The organism is Nocardia sp. NPDC058480 (assembly GCF_042720495.1).
In the GTDB taxonomy this organism is placed as follows: Bacteria; Actinomycetota; Actinomycetes; order Mycobacteriales; family Mycobacteriaceae; genus Nocardia.
On sequence record NZ_JBHXMN010000004.1, the window covers coordinates 191,422 to 213,240 of the forward strand.

The 21,819-nt window shown below is 68.6% G+C and carries 7 protein-coding genes; 3 read left to right on the forward strand and 4 right to left on the reverse strand.

Annotation, left to right across the window (positions count from 1 at the left end; translation table 11 throughout):
• The first annotated feature begins 218 nt into the window (after nucleotides 1-218).
• The 3 genes from ACFWO8_RS12615 to ACFWO8_RS12625 all read left to right on the forward strand — a co-directional run bounded on the left by ACFWO8_RS12615 (nucleotide 219) and on the right by ACFWO8_RS12625 (nucleotide 19,143).
• Complete coding sequence (locus ACFWO8_RS12615; protein WP_378948883.1) at nucleotides 219-17,045, forward strand: amino acid adenylation domain-containing protein; 16,827 nt, start codon at nucleotides 219-221, stop codon at nucleotides 17,043-17,045.
• 65 nt (nucleotides 17,046-17,110) lie between these two features.
• On the forward strand, nucleotides 17,111-18,235 hold the full coding sequence (locus ACFWO8_RS12620) for a serine hydrolase domain-containing protein (RefSeq protein WP_378948886.1): 1,125 nt from the start codon (nucleotides 17,111-17,113) through the stop codon (nucleotides 18,233-18,235).
• A 122-nt stretch (nucleotides 18,236-18,357) separates the two neighbouring features.
• The gene (locus ACFWO8_RS12625; protein ID WP_378948890.1) at nucleotides 18,358-19,143 is read left to right on the forward strand and encodes a MerR family transcriptional regulator; all 786 of its coding nucleotides are present in this window, start codon (nucleotides 18,358-18,360) and stop codon (nucleotides 19,141-19,143) included.
• 13 nt (nucleotides 19,144-19,156) lie between these two features.
• Here the strand turns inward: ACFWO8_RS12625 and ACFWO8_RS12630 are convergent, their stop codons facing one another.
• The 4 genes from ACFWO8_RS12630 to ACFWO8_RS12645 all read right to left on the reverse strand — a co-directional run bounded on the left by ACFWO8_RS12630 (nucleotide 19,157) and on the right by ACFWO8_RS12645 (nucleotide 21,775).
• A complete protein-coding gene (locus tag ACFWO8_RS12630) occupies nucleotides 19,157-19,636 on the reverse strand; it encodes a hypothetical protein (RefSeq protein ID WP_378948893.1) in 480 nt (159 codons plus the stop codon).
• Between the two features lie 8 nt (nucleotides 19,637-19,644).
• Nucleotides 19,645-20,058, reverse strand: coding sequence for an NUDIX domain-containing protein (locus ACFWO8_RS12635; RefSeq protein WP_378948896.1), 414 nt, complete (start codon nucleotides 20,056-20,058; stop codon nucleotides 19,645-19,647).
• A gap of 161 nt (nucleotides 20,059-20,219) precedes the next feature.
• A complete protein-coding gene (locus ACFWO8_RS12640; RefSeq protein ID WP_378913679.1) occupies nucleotides 20,220-20,699 on the reverse strand; it encodes a carboxymuconolactone decarboxylase family protein in 480 nt (159 codons plus the stop codon).
• Nucleotides 20,696-21,775, reverse strand: coding sequence for a dihydrodipicolinate reductase (locus tag ACFWO8_RS12645; RefSeq protein WP_378948899.1), 1,080 nt, complete (start codon nucleotides 21,773-21,775; stop codon nucleotides 20,696-20,698). The genes ACFWO8_RS12640 and ACFWO8_RS12645 overlap by 4 nt, the downstream gene beginning before the upstream one ends.
• Between the last annotated feature and the right edge of the window lie 44 nt (nucleotides 21,776-21,819).

Below are 21,819 nucleotides of genomic sequence, written 5' to 3' on the forward strand. Positions count from 1 at the left end.
ATCAGCACAAATTTCTGATCGATTCGGTCCGGACGTAGGTAAACAAACCAGTCATGTGGTCGTGACACCGTGACATGTGATGTCATGGTCGCCGAACGCCCCGATATCGACTCCTTCTTGCTTGTTCGACACTGGTCCGCCCCGGTAGGCCGAATCCGACAGGGTTCGTGGGTCATCGCAGAGCTGTGGGCCGCACACATGAAGGATGTTGTACTCGAATGCGTGAAGCGCGCACCTCTCCACGTGAAGCTCGTCGTGCGCCGCGCGGTCGAGGCAACCGAAAGGCGAGTACTCCGCTCTTCACCCAGCTGCTGACCGCGGCGGTCGACACCGCGGGCGATGCCCTCGCCGTGTCCTGCTCCCCGGCCGACGGTGAGCGCCGCGAACTCACCTACACCCAACTCGACGAGTACTCGTCACGGCTGGCCAGAGACCTGCTCGAGCGCGGGATCGGCCCCGGCGATGTCGTCGCGCTCGGATTCACCCGTTCGATCGAATCGGTGTCGGCGGTGTGGGCCGTGGCCAAGACCGGAGCCGCGTACGTCCCCGTCGATCCGGCGCTGCCCGCGGAACGGATCGCCTACCTCCTCGAGGACTCCGGCGCGATCCTCGGACTCACCTGCACGCCACATCGGGACAAGTTCGGCGAATCCGTCGCGTGGCTCGATATCGACGCCCCGGCCCACCACGACCGCATCGCGGCGCACCCCGCCCACCCGATCACCTACCTCGACCGAGTCCGCCCGCTGACCGATCAGCACCCGGCCTATGTCATCTACACCTCAGGATCGACGGGCAGGCCCAAGGGCGTCGTCGTCACCCACACCGGTCTGGGCGCCCTGGTCGCGGCGGCCAGGGAACGCTATTCGGTCGACGGCGGCGACCGAGTCCTGCACGTGTGCTCGCCGAACTTCGACGTCTCAGTACTCGAGCTGCTGCTGACATTCAATTCCGGTGCCACGCTGGTGGTTTCACCGTCGACGGTCTTCGGCGGCCCCGAACTCGCCGAGTTGCTGCGCCGCGAACGGGTGACCCACCTGCTGATCACCCCGGCAGCGCTGGAATCGGTCGACCCGCACGACCTCGACGACCTGCGGGTGGTCGTCGTAGCGGGCGACGCATTCGGCCCGACCCTCGTCGACCGCTGGGCCGTGAACCGCGCCTTCTTCAACGGCTACGGCCCGACCGAGGCCACCATCCTCGCCACCGGCACCACCGAACTACTGCCGGGCCAGCTCATCACGATCGGTTCGGCTTTCGCCGGAGTCGGTGCGACAGTGCTGGATTCGCGCCTGCGCCCGGTCCCCGTCGGTGTGGCGGGTGAGCTGTATCTGTCCGGCCCCGCACTGGCCCAGAGCTACCAGGGCAGGCCCGCTCTCACCGCCGAACGATTCGTCGCCTCACCCTTCACCAGTTCTCGCATGTACCGGACCGGCGACCTGGTCCGCCGCACCGCCGACGGCGATTTCGAATACCTCGGGCGCTCCGACTTCCAGGTGAAGATCCGTGGCTTCCGCGTCGAACTCGGCGAGATCGACACGGCCATCGCCGCCCACCCCGACATCGAGTACGCGGTGACCCTCGGCACGAAAGCCGACTCGGGCGCGACCGTGCTGGTGTCGTATGTGCTGCCCCGGCACGGGGTTTCGATCGACACCGAGGAAGTAGCCCGCTTCGTCGGCACGTCATTGCCCGCCCACATGGTGCCGACCGTCCTGATGACCCTCGACGAGATCCCGTTGACTCCCAACGGCAAACTCGACCGAAATGCCCTGCCCGCCCCCGTTTTCGGAGCTGTCGGTTCCCGCGCGCCCGAAGGCCCGGTCGAGACCGCCATCGCCGAACTGTTCGCTCAGATCCTGGGTCTGGAGCAGGTCGGTGCCGAGGATTCGTTCTTCGCCGCCGGTGGCGACAGCATTCTGTCCATCCAGCTCGTGTCACGAGCACGCAATGCCGGCATTTCGTTCACCCCGCAGGCAGTGTTCGAGCACCGGACTGTCGCCGGGTTGGCGCGGGTGGCGGTGGTGGGTGCCGAGTCCGCACCCACCTTGACCGAGCTACCCGGCGGCGGCGCGGGTGAGATGCCGTTGACGCCGGTGCTGGCCGCCGCACTGGCCGGTGGGCGTGTGTTCGGCCGGTTCACCCAGCAGATGGTCCTGGCCCTGCCTTCCGGTATCGATCGACACGCCTTGGTGGACACCCTCACCGCGGTGATCGATCACCACGACATGCTGCGAGCCGGTCTGCGCCACGCGGACGGCAACTGGGAGCTGCACGCACTGCCACCAGGTGCGGTGGACGTGAACGACCTGCTCATCCGCATCGATGTCCCGGCAGGCACCGACCAGCTCGATGACATCGCCGAGACCGCGATGGATTCGGTGCTCGCGTCGCTGGATCCGCAGGCGTATCGGATGATCGGCTTCGCGTGGCTCGCCCGCGAGGACGGCCCGGACGGGCTGGTCGTCGCGGCCAATCACGCGGCGATCGACGGTGTTTCGTGGCGAATCCTGTTGTCGGACTTGGTCGCCGCGTGGGCGCAGTCCGGTCAACGGGTCGTCTTGCCCCCGGTCGGCACGTCGTTCCGTCGATGGGCGCACGGCCTGACCGACGCGGCGACGAGCAGGCGCGAGGAACTGGACCACTGGCAGCAGACATTGTCGGTGCCCGACCCGCTGCTGGGCGGTCGTCCGCTCGGCGCTGCCGATACCGCGTCCACGGTGCGATCCATCAGCGTCGAAGTGCCCGCCGACATCACCCAGGCGGTCTTGACCGACCTGCCGACGATGTACCGCGCGGGTGCCGAGGACGGCCTGCTCGCCGCCTTGGCGATGGCCGTGCGCGCGTGGCGGGCCCGACATGGTGTCGACGCACCCGCGACCCGAGTCCGCCTGGAAGGTCACGGCCGCGAGCAATCCGCGGTCGACGGTGCCGACCTGACCCGCACGGTCGGCTGGTTCACCAGCATGTATCCGGTCGCGCTCGATCTGAGCGGGGTCGACAGCGAAGCCTTGTGGCACGGTGGTGACGCCACTGCCGACGCGGTGAAGGCGATCAAGGAACAGCTACGCGCGGTGCCGCACAAGGGCATCGGTTTCGGCATGCTGCGCCACCTGGACCCGGACTCGGCCGCCTTGCTCGATGGCCCCCTCGGCCAGATCGGCTTCAACTACCTGGGCCGCATCTCTGCGGGCGATGTCGCCGAAACCCTCACCGACCACAGCTGGCTCCCCACCGCCGACTGGGGCGAGCCCACCGCGGAGCAGGACCCCGCGCTGCCCGCTGCCGCCGTCATCGACATCAACGCCCTGGCAACCAGCACGGACGCGGGCCTGCAACTGCGCGCCTCCTTCTCCTACGTCACCGGAATCATCGACGAAGCGTCGGTGCGGGAACTGGCCGACTGCTGGACCCACGCGCTGGCGATCCTCGCCGAACACCTGCGCGATCCGGCAGCAGGTGGTCTCACCCCCGCCGATGTTCCGCTGGTCCAGGTCACGCAGGCAGAACTCGACAGCTGGCATCGCGAACGCCCAGGCCTGACCGATGTGCTGCCGTTGGCGCCCTTGCAGCTCGGTTTGATGTTCCTCGCCCAGGTGTCTGCGGCCGACCCCTATCTGGTCCAGCTGGCTGTCGAGCTGTCAGGCGAGGTCGACACCGACCGCCTGCGACGGGCCGCCCAGGCGGTCCTGAACCGGCACGCGATTCTGCGCACAGCCTTCGGCTCGTCGGCGGCGGGCACCCCGGTCGGCTTCGTGGCCGAGGGCGTCACGGTGCCGTGGCAGATCGTCGACACCGAGGGTGCCAACGCCGAGCAGTTCCTGGCGGCCGAGGCGCGGATCGGCTTCGACCTCGCCGCAGCGCCGCTGCTGCGCTTCACGCTGTACCGCCGCGCCGACGGCATGCACCTGGTGTTGACCGCGCATCACCTGCTGGTCGACGGCTGGTCGATGCCGTTGCTGATGCAGGAACTGCTCATCTGCTACGCCACCGACGGCGCCCCCGCGGTGCTGCCGCGTGTACGCCCCTACCGCGACTTCCTCGTCTGGCTCGCCGATCAGGACCGGTCCGCCGCCGTGCAGAATTGGCGCGAGGCGTTGTCCGGGCACGAGCCGACCTTGCTCACCGCGGCGATCGCACCCCCGACCGCACAGGCCGAGGGCCACGGAATGTGCACCCTCGATCTGTCACCAGCCGAGGCCGAAGAGCTGGCAGCTTGCGCGGCCGCCAACGACGTCACCGTGAATACCCTGTTCCAGGCGGCGTGGGGTTTGGTGCTGGCCGGGGCCGTCGGCCGCAGCGACGTCGTGTTCGGTGCCGTGGTCTCGGGGCGCCCGCCGCAGCTGGACGGCGTCGACAGCATGGTGGGCCTTTTCGCCAACACCATCCCCGTGCGGGTGAACTACGACCCAGCCGAGTCGTTGCGAAACCTGTTGTCGCTGGTGCAATCCGAACAGGTCGCACTCCTCGACGGCCACCACCTCGGCCTCACCGACATCCAGCGGGCCGCCGGCGCGGGCGAACTGTTCGACACGCTCATGGCGTATGAGTCCTACCCCGTCGACACCGAAGGAATGCGGCGCGCGCACGGCTCGATCGACGGCCTCGAGATCGTCGACGTCCAGGCAGCCAACGCCACGCACTACCCCGTAGCAGTCGGTGTCGAAGTGGGCGACGGGATCCGCGTCGGTATGCAGTATCGACTCGACGTGATCGACCCGGCCATCGCGGAAGCGCTGGCCCAGCGACTGCGCACGACTCTCGACTCCTTCGTCCGGACACCGGACCGCACCGCCGCTGACCTTCAGGCCACCCTGGAGCAGCGCAACGACCCGATCGCGGAGTCTGCCTATTGGCGTTCGGTCCTCACCGACCTGCCGCAGGACCTGAACCTCCCGACCGACCGCGCCCGCCCCGCAACTCCCGTAGCGACCGACGCCCACGTCACCTTCGAGATCCCCGCCGATCTCCACCAGCGCATGCGGGACTTCGCCCGGGCACGCGATACGACCGTGTTCACCCTCGTGCACGCGAGCTTCGCGGTGCTCCTGGCCCGACTATCGGGCACCGACGACATCGCGATCGACACTCCGTGCCCCCAGTCTCCGGACACGCACCTGGTGTTGCGACTGCGGGTGCACGGCGCTACCTCTGCCGAGGAACTGCTGGCCGAGGCCGCTGCCGTTGCCCGGCAGGCGTTCGCGCGAAACGGGTTGTCCCGCACTGCGTTGACGACCCATCTCGCCCGGGATGCGGCGATGCGACGCTCGGAGGACACGCAACGGTTGTCAGCGCAGTCGCCCGCACGTGATGAGCAGCCGTCGGTGCGGGTCATGCTCGCGTCCGAGGCGCGTCGAGACGCGGCGCCGCGCGATCTCATCCTGTCCCTGTGCTCGTCGAACACCTCAGATATCGTCGCCGACCAGTGTTCCCATGGTGATGACCGGCAGGCATTTCGTGCCGACAATGCCGGGCCGCCGGAGGCCGAAGTCAGCGCGGGTTTCACCGCTGAGTTCGCCTACGCCAGTGCCTTGTTCGACCAGCAGACGGTAGCGGTTTTCGCGGAGCGTCTGGTTCGCTTGCTCACCGCAGCGATCGAGCACCCACAGACCCCCGTCGGCGACCTCACGATGCTCAGCGTCGAAGAGCGAGCGACTGTGACGGCGCGGGTCGCTGCCCGCCGGACATCCGCCGCTCTGTTCCCTGAGCTGGCCTCGCGCGGTGGGACACTGGGCCGCGACCGAATCGCCATCCGGCATGAGAGCCGCTCGATCACCTACGGCGAGCTGACCGAGCAGACCGCTCGACTGGCCCGCGAGCTGATCGCCCGTGGTGTCGGCCCCGAAGTCGCTGTCGCCGTTGCCCTTCCACGGTCCTTCGACATGGTCGCCGCCGCACTCGCCGTCACCGCGGCAGGTGGGGTGTATGTGCCGATGGACCCGCGCAATCCCGCCCACCGTCTCCAGCACCTGGTCACCGACTCGGGTGCGACACTCGGCATCACGGCCCCCGCACACCTCGAAGACCTGCCCGGCGACACGACCTGGCTGACGCTCGACGACCTCGACCGAGCAGGCGCTGCGCACCAGACGACGCCGATCACCGACGCGGACCGCCTCGCACCCCTGCGCGTCGACCACCCCGCCTACATCATCTACACCTCCGGTTCCACGGGTCTACCCAAGGGCGTCACCGTGACCCACGCCGGTCTGGCCCCCTTGGTCGAGGAAGCCGTCCACCGCTACCACCTCGGGTCCGACCACCGTTTCCTGCACATCTGCGCCCCCTGGTTCGACCCTTCCGTTCTCGAATGGCTGTGTGCCTTCGCCACGGGAGCGACGCTGGTCGTCGTCCCGTCCGACATCGCGGGTGGCGTCGAACTCGCGGAACTGCTGGCCGCCGAGTCCGTCACCCACGCCATCATCACCCCCGCGGTCCTGGGCACCCTCGACCCGGCCGGTCTGGACGCACTGGAATCGTTGTCTGTCGGCGGTGACGTGACCACCCCGGAACTGCTCGCGAAATGGCAGCCCGGTCGCCGCTACCTCAACGGCTACGGTCCCACCGAGACCACGATCATCTCGTCCTACGCCGAACTCACTGCCGGACAGCCCATCGCGATCGGCAACCCCGTGCAGGGCACGCATGCGATGATCCTGGACGCCCGCCTGAACCCGGTCCCGCCGGGCGTCACCGGTGAGCTGTATCTGACCGGCCGTGCGTTGGCACGCGGCTACCGCAATCAGCCGACGACGACCTCGGCCCGATTCGTCCCTGATCCGTGGGGTGCGCCCGGCGCCCGCATGTACCGCACGGGCGACCTGGTGCGCCGTCGCGACACCGGCGATATCGACTACCTCGGCCGCGCGGACACCCAATTGAAGGTGCGCGGTTTCCGGATCGAACCGGGTGAGATCGACGCCGTGCTGGTCAGCCACCCCGACGTCGAATTCGCGGTGACCGTGGGTCGACAGACCTCCGCCGGGTCGACAACGCTGGTGTCCTACGTGCTCGCGGCACAGGATCATTCGGCCGACCCCCACACGCTCACCGAGTACGCCACAGACCGCCTGGCCGCGCACGCGGTGCCGTCCGCGATCGTGGTCCTCGACAAGCTGCCGCTGACCTCCAACGGCAAACTCGACCGCAACTCCCTGCCCGAACCGACCGTTGCGACGGCGCCCGCCGCCGCTCCGACGGGCACGATGCAAACCCTCCTGGCCGAGCTGTTCGCCCGCGTCCTCGGCGTGGCACAGGTCGGTGTGCACGATTCGTTCTTCGCGATCGGCGGCGACAGCATCCTGTCGATCCAGCTGGTCTCGCTGGCCCGCACCGCAGGCATCGTCTTCAGCACCCGTGACGTGTTCGAACACCGCACCGTGGCGAAGCTGTCCGACATCGCCGCCCTCGACAGCCCGGATACGCCCGTCCTGGCGGAACTGCCCGGCGGAGGCATCGGCGAGGTCGCGTTGACGCCGGTCCTTGCCGATTTCCTGACCACCGGTTCGAGTGACCGCTTCGCCCAAACCATGGTCCTGGCACTCCCCGAAAATATCGACCGTGCAGGCCTGACCACCACGATCGCCGCAGTCCTGCGCCACCACGACATGCTGCGCTCCCGCCTGCGACGAGACGGCGACAACTGGCGGTTCGAGGTCCTGCCAGCCAACGCCATCGACGTGGATTCCCTGATCACCGAGATCGACGCCTACTCGCCTGAGCAGGATTCATCGGCGACAGCGACCCTTCGCGCGGGTTCGCCCGGGGCTGTTGTCGGCGACCGAACCGACAGCGCCGCACCGCACTCGACGTTCGAAGCCGCACCGTCAGCCACTGCTGGCGACACATCAACAGCAGGCACACCAGATGAGCTGACCAGAATCGGCAGCGCGGCAATGGATTCGGCGCTCTCAGCACTGGATCCCGCGGCCGCTCGCATGATCGCCTTCACCTGGATCCGCAGGAACGGCGCCCGCGATGTCCTCGCGGTGGCCGCCCACCACTACGTCATCGACGGTGTCTCCTGGCGAATCCTGCTACCCGACCTCGTCGTGGCGTGGGCCCAGTACGCGGCAGGTCAGCAGATCACCCTGCCACCGGTCGGCACCTCGTTCCGCCGGTGGGCACACGGCCTCGCCACCGCCGACCGCACCGCCGAACTCGACCACTGGCAGCGGGTCCTGTCCACCCCCGACCCGTTGCTCGGCGCCCGCGCGGTCGACAGCCGCGTCGACACCGAGGCGACAATGCGGTCGATCACGGTGCAGATCCCGACCGAGATCACCGAACCCCTGCTCACGACCCTGCCCGCGCAATACCGGGCAGGCACCGACCACCCACTGCTCGCCGCGCTGGCCTTGGCCGTGCGGGTCTGGCGTGCCCGTCGCGGTATCGACTCGCCCACGCTGCGACTGCGACTCGAAGGCCACGGCCGCCAGGAGGACGCCGTCCCCGGCGCGGACCTGACCCGCACCGTCGGCTGGTTCACCACCGTCTACCCCGTCGCCCTCGATCTGCACGACATCGCCCCCGCGAACTTCGACGACGAAGCCCTCGCCGCAACGGTGCGCACGGTCAAAGAGCAGCTCCTGGCGGTGCCCGACAACGGCATCGGCTTCGGCCTGCTGCGCCTGGCACCGGATACCCGAAACCTGGTGTCCGGCAACATCGGCCAGATCGGCTTCAATTATCTGGGTCGCGCGAGCACCGCCGCCCAGCCCACCGACGACACCGCGTGGCTGCCCACGGCCGATCTCGGCGATATCGAGGTCGACTACGACCCCGCGCTGCCCGCGCACACCGTCCTCGACATCAACGCGATCGCCGTCACCACCGACACCGGTCTGCGACTGCGGGCGAATTTCCGCTATGCCACCGGCATCCTGACCGAGTCCGAGGTCCAGGAACTGGCCGAGGACTGGACGAGCTGGCTCACCGCCCTCGCCGACCACACCCGCCACCCGTCCGCGGGCGGGCTCACCCCGTCCGACGTTGCGCTGGTACAGGTTTCGCAAACCGACCTCGACACCTGGCGCCGAACCCATCCTGGCCTGTCGGATGTGCTGCCGCTGTCGCCGTTGCAGCACTCGCTGCTCGCGCTGGGCGACATGCTGGACGAGTCGGTCCACGCCTACGTCATCCAGCTCATGGCCGAATTGACCGGCGAGCTCGACACCGACCGGCTACGCCACGCGGCCGCGACCGTCCTGAACCGGCACGCCAACCTGCGCTCGGCCTTCGTCACCGCACCCGATGGCACCCCGGTCCAGCTCGTCGCCGACGCCGTCGAAGCACCGTTGCGGATCGTCGAAGCCGCCGACACCGAACTGCCCGCCCTGCTCGCCGCCGATCAGCGGGCCGGCTTCGACCCGACGATCGCGCCACTGCTGCGATTCACGGTGTACACCACCGGTTCCGGGCGCAGTCACCTCGTGCTGACCGGCCATCACATCCTCCTCGACGGCTGGTCCATGCCGCTGCTGATGAAGGAACTGCTCGTCCTCTACGCCACCCACGGCGACGCGACCCCGCTACCGCCGGTGCGCCCCTACCGCGACTACCTCGACTGGCTCACCCGCCAGGATCGCGCCGCCGCCGAACACGCATGGTCGGCGGTCCTCGACGGGGTGCGCACGACCATGCTCGCCCCCGAGCTGACCTGGCCGCCCGCGACCGGCGACGGCTACGGCCTGTGCGAGTTCGAACTCGACGCCGCGCGCACATCGGAGTTGACCACCTTCGCCGCGTCCGCCGAGGTCACCGCGAACACCGTGTTCCAAACGGCCTGGGGCCTGGTCGTCGCCGCGAGCACCGCGCGCGAGGATGTCGTGTTCGGCGCCACCGTCTCCGGGCGCCCGCCGCAGCTCGACGGCGTCGGCGACATGATCGGCCTGTTCGTCGACGCGGTCCCGGTGCGCGTGCGTATCGATCCCGGCGACAACGTCGGTGACCTGATCCGCGCCGTCCAGGCCGAACAGGCTTCCCTGCTCGACCACCATCACCTCGGCCTCGGCGCGATCCAGCGCGTCGCAGGATTGGGCGAACTCTTCGACACCATGCTCGCTTTCGAGTCCTACCCCGTCGACGTCGAAGGCCTCCAGCAGGCAGGCGGCGCACTCGACAACCTGAGCATCGACGACCTGCGGGGCGCCGACCACACCCACTACCCGATCACGGTCCTGGTCTTCCTCGGCGCCCGCACCCAGGTGCAGATCAAATACCGTCGCGACCTCGTCTCCGACGCCGTCGCGCAGGCGATCACCGACCGGCTCCGCACCGCCATCGACAACCTCATCGCGACACCGAACACCCTCGCGACCACCATCGCCGAACAACTCGCCGCCGACCCCACCGACCCGATCACGCGATCCCGGTTCTGGCGCCGAACCCTGGCCGACCTACCCGCCCGCCCGCCCCTGCCCACAGACCACCCACTGCCGCCCACACAACCCGGCCGTCGGCCCGCGAGCTCGCGCTCGGTCGATCGCCGCGACAACGACCAGACCCCTCCGCGGGATCACACCAAGGTCGTGATCCCCGCGACGGTGCACCGCGACCTGCGCCGACTCACCGAAACCGCGAACGTGAGCCGGCAGTCGCTGGTCCGCACAGCCTTGGCATTGCTGCTCGCACGACTCACCGCTTCCGACGACATCGTGATCAGAACCCGCACTCCTGATCTGCTGCTACGCACCGCAATCGATCCCACGGCACCGTTCCTCGATCTGCTCACTCAGGCACACGAGTCCGAGTCCCGGGCGCTGGCCCATGCGGGAATCCCGCTCGCGGACTTCGCCGACCTGCTCGGCGTCGAGCCCCATTCCTGGGGACAGGTGTCCCTGGCGATCCACTCCGGCGACTCCGCGACGCGCGAATCCGCCGACTGTTCGGACGCTCACTTGCCCGATGGCGCCCTCGCCAAGGCGGGCACCGAAGTCGGTTCCGATGCACGGCGCCTGCCGGGCGATGACGCCGAGGCAGCCGGTGAGCTCACCGTGACGGTGGTCGAGGCCAAGTCGAGCATGACAATCGAGTTGTCCTTCGCCCGAACCCTTTTCGATGATCACGAGGCCGGCACCTTCGTGCGGCGTCTGGTCCGGCTGCTCACCGCGATCGCCGCCGAACCGCGGACCCCGGCGGGCGACCTACCCCTGTCCGACCACGCCGAGTACACCTTCCTGACCCACATCGGTGACGGCACAGCCCCCACGACCACCGGCACCCTGCCCGAGCTGCTCGTGCGTGGCACCGGCTACGGCCAGCGTCGAATCGCCGTGCGCGACAGCGCGAACACCTACACCTACGGCACCCTCGATGCCGACTCCTCGCGCCTGGCCCGAGTCCTCATCGCCGAGGGGATCGGCCCGGAAACAGTTGTCGCCTCGGCGATCCCGCGCTCCTACGAGTCGATCCTCGTCTTCTGGGCCGTCGCCAAAGCCGGTGGCGTGTACCTCCCGGTCGATCCGAACTACCCCGAAGACCGTGTCCGCCACATGCTCGACGACTCCGGCGCGACCATCGGCCTCACCGTCGCGGCCAGGGCAAACGGACTCCCCGAATCCCTGCGCTGGTTGATCCTCGACGAGCCGACCGTGCGCGGCCGTATCGCCGCCTGTTCGTCGACCCCGGTGCGCGATCGCGACCGCCGAGCACCCCTGCGCCGCGACAACATCGCCTACGTGATCTACACCTCCGGCTCCACCGGCACCCCCAAGGGCGTTGCGGTCACCCATGCGGGACTGGGTGCCCTTGTCACCCACTCGGCAGCCCTGATGCGCCTGCGTCACGACCACCGCATGCTGCACGTCTGCTCGCCCAGCTTCGACCAGTCGATCGAGGAACTCGGCACCGCCTTCCATCGCGGCGCCACCGTGGTCATCGCACCACCGGACACCCTGGGCGGCACCGACCTCGACGACCTGTTGCGCACCGAACAGGTGACGCACACGATCATCACCCCCGCCCTGCTCAGCACCCTGGATCCGGCCGCCCTGCCCGATCTCCAGTGCGTGTCGGCAGGCGGCGAAGCCACCACCCCCGAACTCCTCGCCACCTGGCAACCCGGCCGCAGCTTCCTCAACGGCTACGGCCCCACCGAAGCGACCATCGGCGCGACCTACTCGGCATTGCGTGCCGGGGACCGCGTCACCATCGGCCGCTCCGTACCGGGCGTGCGTGCCGTGGTCCTCGACGCCCGCCTGCACCCGGTGCCGGTGGGAGCCACCGGTGAGCTGTATCTGGCTGGTCCCGCACTCGCCCGCGGATACCGCGGCCGCAGCGCCGCCACCGCCGATCGTTTCGTCGCCTGCCCGTGGGCCGGACCCGGCGAACGTATGTACCGCACCGGCGACCTCGTCCGCTGGGTGCACGGCGACACCTATGAGCTGGAGTACCTGGGCCGCACCGACTTCCAGATCAAGATCCGCGGTTTCCGCATCGAACCCGGCGAGATCGACGCCGTCCTGCTGCGGCACCCGCAGGTGAGTTTCGCCCTCACCGTCGGCGCCGAGAACCCCGCCGGTGACACCGCGCTGGTCTCGTACGTGACGGGCCGCGAGATCGATCCCGGCGCCATCGCGCGGTGGTCGTCATCGATGCTGCCCGCGCACATGGTCCCGGCAGCCGTGGTCGTGCTGGACCGCATCCCGCTGTCGGCCGCCGGAAAGATCGACCGAAACGCGCTTCCCGCACCGGAATTCGCGACCCGCACCTACCGTGAACCCGCGCCCGGGCTGGAACGGACAGTCGCCGAGGTGTTCGCCGAGGTGCTCGGCGCCGAACGTGTCGGCGCCGACGACAACTTCTTCGACCTGGGCGGCAACTCGCTGCTCGCCACCCGCCTGACCGCACGCCTCGGCGCGGCGGTCGACATCCGAGTGCCGGTGCGTGTGCTGTTCGCCGCACCCACCGTCGCCGAATGCGCACACGAGATCGCCGGATTGACCCGCGCCGCTCATCGCCCCGCCCTCCAGGCGCGGCCGCGACCGGACCACATCCCCCTCTCGCCCGCCCAGCAACGGATGTGGTTCCTCAACCGCTTCGACACCGGGACCGCCGCCTACAACATTCCGGTCGTGCTCCGTCTGACCGGCGCGCTCGACACCACCGCGATGCGGCAGGCATTCACCGATCTCGTCGCACGCCACGAGATCCTGCGCACGATCTATCCGACCGTCGACCACGCACCGGCACAGATCGTCTTGCCGATCGACCACCCGGATGTGCCACGCCTGCAGGTCACCGCGATCGCCCGGACCGGGACCACCGCTGACACCGACGAAGACATGACAACCGCGGTGACAGCACTGGTTTCGACAGTCTTCGACGTCACCGCCGAGGTCCCGCTGCGCGCCACCCTGTTCGAAGTGGGCCCGGATGACTACATCCTGGCCATGGCGGTCCACCACATCGCAGGCGACGGCTTCTCCGGTGGCCCCCTCACCCGCGACCTCGTCCTCGCCTACACCGCACGCACGCGAGCAGATGCCCCCACCTGGGCACCGTTGCCCGTGCAGTACGCCGACTACGCGATCTGGCAGCAAACCCTGCTCGGCGACGAAACCGACCCCACCTCGATGTCGGCTGCCCAGCTCGCCTACTGGCAGCACGCCCTGGCAGACCTGCCCGACCAGCTCGAATTACCCCGCGACCGGCCACGACCGGCGATCCAGTCCTATGCGGGCGGCCGCGTCCCCTTCACCGTCGACACCGCCACCCACGCCGCCCTCGCCGAACTGTCCCGCACCCATGGCGCGACCCTGTTCATGGCCGTGCACACCGCCCTCGCGGTGGTTCTCGCCGAGCTGTCGGGCACCACCGACATCGCCATCGGTACCCCCGTCGCGGGCCGCGGCGACGCCGTCCTCGACGACCTGATCGGCATGTTCGTCAACACCCTGGTCTTCCGCACCCGAGTCGACACCGGTGTGAGCTTCGCGCAACAGCTGACCCGTCAACGCGAAACCGACCTGGCCGCCTTCGCCAACGCCGACATCCCGTTCGAACGGCTCGTGGAGGTGCTCAACCCGGCCCGCTCCACCGCCCGCCACCCCCTGTTCCAGGTCGGTCTGTCGTTCCAGAACCTGGCCGAGGTGCGGATGGACCTGCCCGGCATGAGCGTGTCGTCGGTGGAGCTCGACCGTGAGCTGTCCCAGTTCGACCTGCACCTGATCCTGGCCGACCGCTACACCGCCGAGGGTTCTCCCGCCGGCATCACCGGCTACTGCACCTATGCGGCCGATCTGTTCGACGCGGCCACGGTAGCAGGCTTCCTGGCCCGGCTCACCCGCCTCATCGCCGCGGTGGTCACCGACCCCGGCGCACCGCTGCACACCATCGACCTGCTCGCCCCCGCCGAACGAGTCCAGATCCTCGACACCTGGAATCACACGGCGCGACAAGCAGATCCGAACACCACCCTGGTCTCGCTGCTCGACGCCACCGTCTCCCGCTCCCCGGATGCCGTAGCCCTCGTCGCCGACAGGGTTCGTCTGACCTACGCCGACCTCGATGCCCGAGTGAACCGCCTGGCGCGCTGTCTCATCGCGGCGGGCGTCGGCCCGGAAACCCGGGTGGCGCTGGCCATGCGCCGATCGGTCGACCTGGTCGTCGCGATGTACGCGGTCAGTACCGCGGGCGGGGCCTACGTCCCCATCGATCCCGACCAACCGCAGGCACGCACCCAGCACATCCTGGATACGGCCGCTCCGCTGCTGATCCTGGCGAACGCCGACACCTGGCTCGGCGCGACGGCCCCAGCCCCGGCCGGTCGTCGCAACACCGAGCGCACTGCCGCAGCATCGGGTGACCTCGGCAGTGGCAGCACAACAGCGAGGGGCTCCGCCACAGTCGACGACCCCGGCACCGCAACAACGCCTCCCGTCCTGACGGTCGAGCAATTGGACCTCTCAACACACAGTCCCGCTCCGATCACCGACCGCGACCGCCGCGCACCGTTGCGCCCGGCGAATACCGCCTACGTGATCTTCACCTCGGGATCGACCGGTCGCCCGAAGGGGGTGGCCGTCTCGCACGCCGCGATCGTCAACCAGTTGCGGTGGAAGACCACCGAATTCGGTCTCACCGCACAGGACTCCGTACTGCTGAAGACCGCCGCCACCTTCGACTTGTCGGTCTGGGAGTTCTGGTCCGCGGCGGTCTGCGGTGGCCGACTGGTGCTCGCCGCACCCGACGGCCACCGGGATCCGGCGTACCTCGCCGACCTGATGCGACGCGAAGAAGTGACGACCCTGCACACCGTGCCGTCGATGCTCGACACCCTGCTCACCGAAACGCTCCCGTCGTCGCTACGCCGCGTCCTGGCCATCGGCGAAACCCTCCCGGTCGCACTGGCTCGCCGGTTCGCCACCGTGGCACCGAATACCGCGCTGTTCAACGTCTACGGGCCCACCGAGGCCGCGGTCTCGATCACCAGCCACCGGGTGAGCGCCGCCGACACGACCACTGTCCCGATCGGTACACCGGTCTGGAACAGCCAGGTCTACGTTCTGGACGCACGCTTGCGCCCGGTTCCCGCGGGTGTTCCGGGTGAGCTGTACCTGGCAGGCGCCCAGTTGGCCACCGGTTACCTCGCCCGCCCCGACCTCACCGCCGAACGGTTCGTCGCCAACCCGTTCCACGCGGGCACCCGCCTGTATCGCACCGGCGACCTCGCCGTGTGGAGCGAACACGGCGAACTCGAATACCGCGGCCGCACCGACTTCCAGCTCAAGATCCGCGGTTTCCGCATCGAACTCGAGGAGATCGACGCGGTCCTGGCGTCCCATCCCGACGTCGGCTTCGCCGTCACCGTCGGCCGCGAGAACCAGGCCGGCGCAACAGTCTTGGTGTCCTACGTCGTCGCCGCACAAGGTCACGAGGCCACCGTGGACAGCATCGTGCAGTGGGCGACCCAGGCCCTGCCCACCCACATGGTCCCCACCACGATCATGGTCCTCGACGAAATCCCGCTGACCCACATCGGCAAACTCGACCGGGCCGCGCTGCCCGCCCCCGAACTCGCCACCCGCACCTATCGCGCCCCGGACACGGCCATCGAACACACGGTCTGCGACATCTTCGCCGACACCCTGTGCCTGGACCGCGTCGGAATGGACGACCACTTCTTCGAACTCGGTGGCACCTCCCTGAGCGCCACCCGGCTGTCCACCCAGCTCGGCGCCGCGACAGCCGCCACCATTCCGGTCACCTGGATCTTCACCACGCCCACCCCGGCGGGCATCGTCGCGGCGTTGCGTGCCGACAGTGCGGGCTCCGACGCCGCCTTCGACGTCTTGCTGCCCTTGCGCACCGAGGGCACCCGTGAGCCGCTGTTCTGCGTCCACCCGATCAGCGGCCTCGCCTGGTCTTTCAGCGGCCTCGCCGCCCACCTGGACCGTCCGCTCTACGGACTGCAGTCACCCGCGTTGAGTTCGGCTGAGCCCCTTCCGGATTCGATCGAGGAATGGGCGCTGCTCTACCTCAAGGAAATCCGCGCGGTGCAGGCCGAAGGGCCCTACCACCTGCTCGGCTGGTCCCTGGGCGGCGTCATCGCCCACGCCATGGCGGTTCAGCTACAGGAAGACGGCGAGGAAGTCGCGCTGCTGGCCATGCTGGACAGCACCCTGTCGTCGAAATCGACGGCCGTCGCAACCACCGTGACCGCTGCCGATCTGCTCGGCGGGTTCGTCGGTGCCGACGAGGTGAACCCCGCCGAGCCGGTCGACATTCACCAACTCGCCCGAACGCTGTTCGAACTCTCCGCCCCGCAGGCGTCACTCGACTCCGCCCGCATCGACCGAATCGTCGACGCGACGATCACCTCGGTCGCCCTCGACGCCGCCTATCGCCCTCGCCGTTTCGACGGCACCATCACCTATTTCACCGCGGCCCAGGATGATCCGACCGGGACCACCGGTGCGTCGTCCTGGGACGAGGCAGTGACCGGCTCTGTCGACAACCATTCCGTGGACGCAACCCATTGGCGAATGACCGAGGACCGCGCCCTCACCGTCATCGCCGAGACGTTGCGGGAGGAGCTGGGCTAGCCGACACCGACTATGACCCAGATCACTCTTGCGGTTGACCTTGGGTCAAGGTGGACGCTCATCTCATGACTTCGAACTCGAACAACGCAGCGACCACCACAACCACTGCCGCACAGGCTTATCCGAACCTGCAGCAGACCATCCAGGAGATCGTCGACACCGGTGTGGTCGGCCTGCACCTGCGGGTCGACGACGAGCAGGGCGTGTGGGTCGGCAGCGCCGGGCGCAGCGTGCTCGGCGAGCCCGCGACGCCGCCGATCAACGGGCGCGTCCGGATCGGCAGCAACACCAAGACCTTCCTCGCGACCCTGGTCCTGCAACTGGTGGCCGAGGGCAAGATCGCGCTGGACACTCCCGCCGTCGATTACCTGCCCCGGTTCGCACTCGACCCGCGAATCACGGTGCGAATGCTGTTGCAGCACACCAGCGGAATCTTCAATTTCACCGGTGAGGTCTACGAGGACGGGACGACCGCGCCGGGAGTCGTCGCCTGGGGCGGCAAGGAATGGGTGGACAACCGTTTCCGGACCCACCACGCCGATGACCTGGTGCGCCTGGCCCTGGCAAAACCTGCCCGGTTCGAGCCGGGCACGGACTGGAGCTACGCCAACACCAACTACGCGCTGGCCAAGCTGCTCATCGAAGCGGTCACCGGTCACTCGCTGGCTGAGGAGATGCAACGACTGATCCTGGGTCCGCTCGGGCTGTCGGACACCGTGGTGCCGGAGACCTCCACCGAGATCGGCGGACCGCACGCCCACGCCTACTACCGCTACGACGACGCCGGTGTGGAGAAAACGGTCGACGTCACCGCACAGAACCCCTCCTGGATCTCCAGCGGCGGCGACATGATCTCGACCACCGAGGACCTGCACACCTTCATCTCCGCGCTGCTGAGCGGCACACTGCTGCCCGCCCCGCTGCTGGCCGAGATGCTCACCCCCGAAACCAAGGTCGGCTACGGCCTCGGGGTGTTCGTCCAGAAGACCGCGACCGGCACCGTCATCACCCACAACGGCGGCCACGGCGGCCATGCGGCACTGATGTACAGCACGCCCGACGGCACCAAGACCATGACCGCCGCGCTGAACTATGTCGACGACGCCGACCTGTCCCTGGCCGTCGCGTTCCAGGCTGCGACGCAACGGCTCGTCGAGGAGGTCTTCGGCGCACCGGCCGGTGCGGTCTGAGTGCATCGCCGATCGCGAACCGGGCCGCGCCCAACCGGGCGCGGCCCGCGGACTTGACCTCACCGAGCCCATCAAGGTCAACTCTCCCGGTAGGACTACCCCGAGCAGGGCGGACTGAGCAGATGAACAACGGCGTCACAATCGGCCAGGCCGCGGTATTCGCCGGCGTCACGATCAAAACCGTGCGGCACTACGAGAAGAACGGTCTGCTCGACGAACCGGCACGCGACAGCTCCGGCTACCGCCGGTACGGCTCGGCCGAGCTGCTGCGGCTGGTGCAGGTCAGAACCCTGGCCGCCGCCGGGGTACCGCTGGCCGAGATCGGACCACTGCTCGACGCCGACGCGGCATCGTTCACCACCGAACTCGCCGATGTCGAGCGGCGCCTCACCGAACGGATCGAGGAGTTGATCGCCCGCCGTGACACCCTGCACCGCCTCGCCGACGGCGACCGCACGCTGCTGCCCGACCGCGCGGTGGCACTGCTCGCCCGCCTGCCCGAACTCGGTATCAGCTCAGCGGACATCGCCGCCGCCAGAGAGGGCTGGGTGCTGGCCAAAGCCCTTGTCCCGGAAGGCTTCGACGACTACCTCGTCAACGTCGAGAACGCCATCGCCGACCCCGAGTTCCTCGCCGTGTACCGGCGCGCCTCCGAGGCCATGAGCTGGGCGCCCGACGACCCACGCATCGACGACGTCGCCGGCGCGGTCGCCGAGCACTACCTCGCCAACCCCGAACACCTCGAGATCGTGACCGGGCTGCAAGCCCGCACCGAGGCCGCGACACGCTACAAATTGATCGCTCACCACGGTGAAGAGCCGGAATCGGCCGCGGCCAAGATGTCCGCGCTCGTCGAAGCGAAACTCCGTGCCGCAGGTGTCCGGATCCCCGGACCGAACTCCCACTGAGGCGCTGCCACCCTCAGATCTGGTGCACCCACGCCACGAAGAACAGCGCACCCGAGGCCGCGAGAACCAGGGCGATCGGGATCGCCCACCACGATCGGTCACCGCCGAGCACCGTCCGGGTCACCTGCAACTGCAACCGGCCGAACAGGGCGATCATGCCGACGAACACCGGCGCGATCAGCACGCCGAGCGCCGCGTGCACCGCCCACGCTCCCACCAAGGTGGGACCGCCCCACGAGTTCTCGTAACCATCGGCGGCGACCAGCGGATAGGCCAGACCACGCACCAGAACCAGCACGCTGAGCATCGCGAGAAACCAGCCGAGAAGCCCGACACTCCCGGACAGCACCGACTGGATCAGGCACCGCGCCAGCGAAACCTTGTGAGCGCCAACAGGTTCGCGCAACAGCAAGCGCGGCACCCGCAGCCGGGTTCGCACGCGGGTGAATGCCAGTGGCAATGCCAGCAGTTCATAGACCGCCGATCGTGCCACCGCGCCGATCACCGCAGGGACCCGGCCGCCGCGAGGTCGTCGAACAACAACTGGTCGACAGGCGGAACCAGATCGCGGTCGCCGAACCCGAACCAGGCCAGCGCCTCGATCTCGCTACTGGCCGTGAGCACCCCGCGGTAGTCGGCGGTATAGCACGCCATCCGGACGACCGCGTGGTGCCCGTCGGCGAGCGCGGCCTCGTAGGTGCCGACGTGGACCGCGCTCTCGGGCGCGAGTTCGACGGTCAGTTCCTCGGCGACCTCGCGGACCAGGGTCTGCAGGTCGGTCTCGTCGCCCTCGCGTTTGCCACCGGGGATGAAGAACACGTCCTTACCGCGGGGGCGGGCACACAGGATGCGACCGTTCTCGATCAGCACCCAGGCCACCGTATCGACGAGCTGCTGTTGCGCAGGTTCCACCACGGCCCGCAGCATAACGGGCGCAGACGCGCAGCGTTCCTCAACTGCGCATGGCCGGAGCGAATGCGGAGGTACGCCTGATCGGCACGTGCGCGACGGTGTTGCCCAGTCCCTTGCGCACGGCCACGGGCAAGGCGGGGTGCTACGCCTGCGGCATCCGGCGGTCAGTGACCGGGCAGCACGCACACGGTGTCCAGCCCGAGGACACGATTGAGGCGGCCGAACGCCAGCCAGGAACCGATGCTCATGCTCAGCTCCACCACTTCGGCCTGGGTGTACTGCGCGAACATTCTGGCCCAGAATTCGTCATCGAGGCCGTGATGGTCGGTGGCATAGCGCTCGGCGTATTCGGCAGCCAGCCTGGCGCGTTCGTCGAACCGGTCGGTGTCACGCCAGTGGGTGACGGCGTCGGCGAATTCCGCTTCGACCTTCTGCCCGTCGCGTTCGGTGCGCCAGTCCTGGCAGAACAGGCACCCGTTGATCTGGGCGATCCGCAGCCGAGCCGCTTCGAATTCACGCAGGCCCAGGGTGGAGTGCTCGTAGACCGACAGCGAGAACGCCGCCGCGGCGACTCCGATGCCGGGCACCATCTCGCCCCACACGAAACCGATGGGATCTTTGCCCTCGGGAATGTCGATGATCATTGTGGTGTCCTTCCGAGTTTGCCGACCGCGGCACGCAGCGGCACATCCAGTGCGTCATACAGACCCGGTGGCGCCTCGACCAGCCAGTCGATGGCATTGACCAAACGTCCTACCGCCGTGGCGTTTCCGCCCGCCGCGCGATTGCCGCCCTCGTCGGTCGCTTCGACGCTGACCTCGATACGCGGCGAGCCCTCGATGATCACCCGGTGTGCACCGTCACCGTCGGGCGGTGTGGGCCAGTCCGGTGCGCAGCTCGGATGAATGCGGGTGACATGCTCGATCACGATGCGCGGCTGCCCGTCGACGATGCCTTGCACCTCGAAGCGCACCGCGCCCTGTGTGCCGGCGTCGAACGCCCCCATCTGCTTGGTCTGCACGGTCGCATCGAGGGCGCGCCGGTCGACGGTTTCGCGAATCTCGTCGAGTTCGACACCCAAGGCCCTGGCCATCAGCCGAATCTGGCCGCCCCACACCATCGTCGGCACGCTCGCCATCAGCATCGGCGGCTGGTAATCCATCGGCTGGCCCATCCCGACGAGATAGCGCACTGAGTCGGGTTGGTCATAGGTGGAGTAGTCGAAGATCTCCTGGCAGCGCACCACCTCGACGGTGGCGGCGAGCCCGCTGATCAACAGTGGCAGCACATCGTTGCCCCAGCCGGGATCCACCCCGGAGACGAACAGCGAACCACCGCCCGCGGCAATGGCTTCCAGCACCGGCTCGCGGATTTCGGCTGGTGCGTTGCGCGGGTCGTAGAGGGCGTAGAGCGCGGGCGTGACAACGACGGCACCGGCGCGGATCGCCCGCGTGATGTCGGCGAGCGCGTCGTCGGGCCGGATATCTCCGGACGCCGCGTACACCACCGCCCGCGGACCGGCGGCGAGTAGAGCGTCGATGTCGTCACTGGCGGCCACCCCCAATTCGGTGTCGAGGCCCGCGAGCACGCCCGCGTCTCGGCCGACCTTGTCGGGATTGTGCACGAGCACCCCGGTGAGAACCAGCGCCGGATGGGCAGCCACGGCACGGATAGCGGCGCGGCCGACATTTCCGGTGCCCCAGACGATCGTGGGGATCATCGGGTCACCGTAGCAAGCGCTTGGTTCGGCGTCCGGGGTATCCG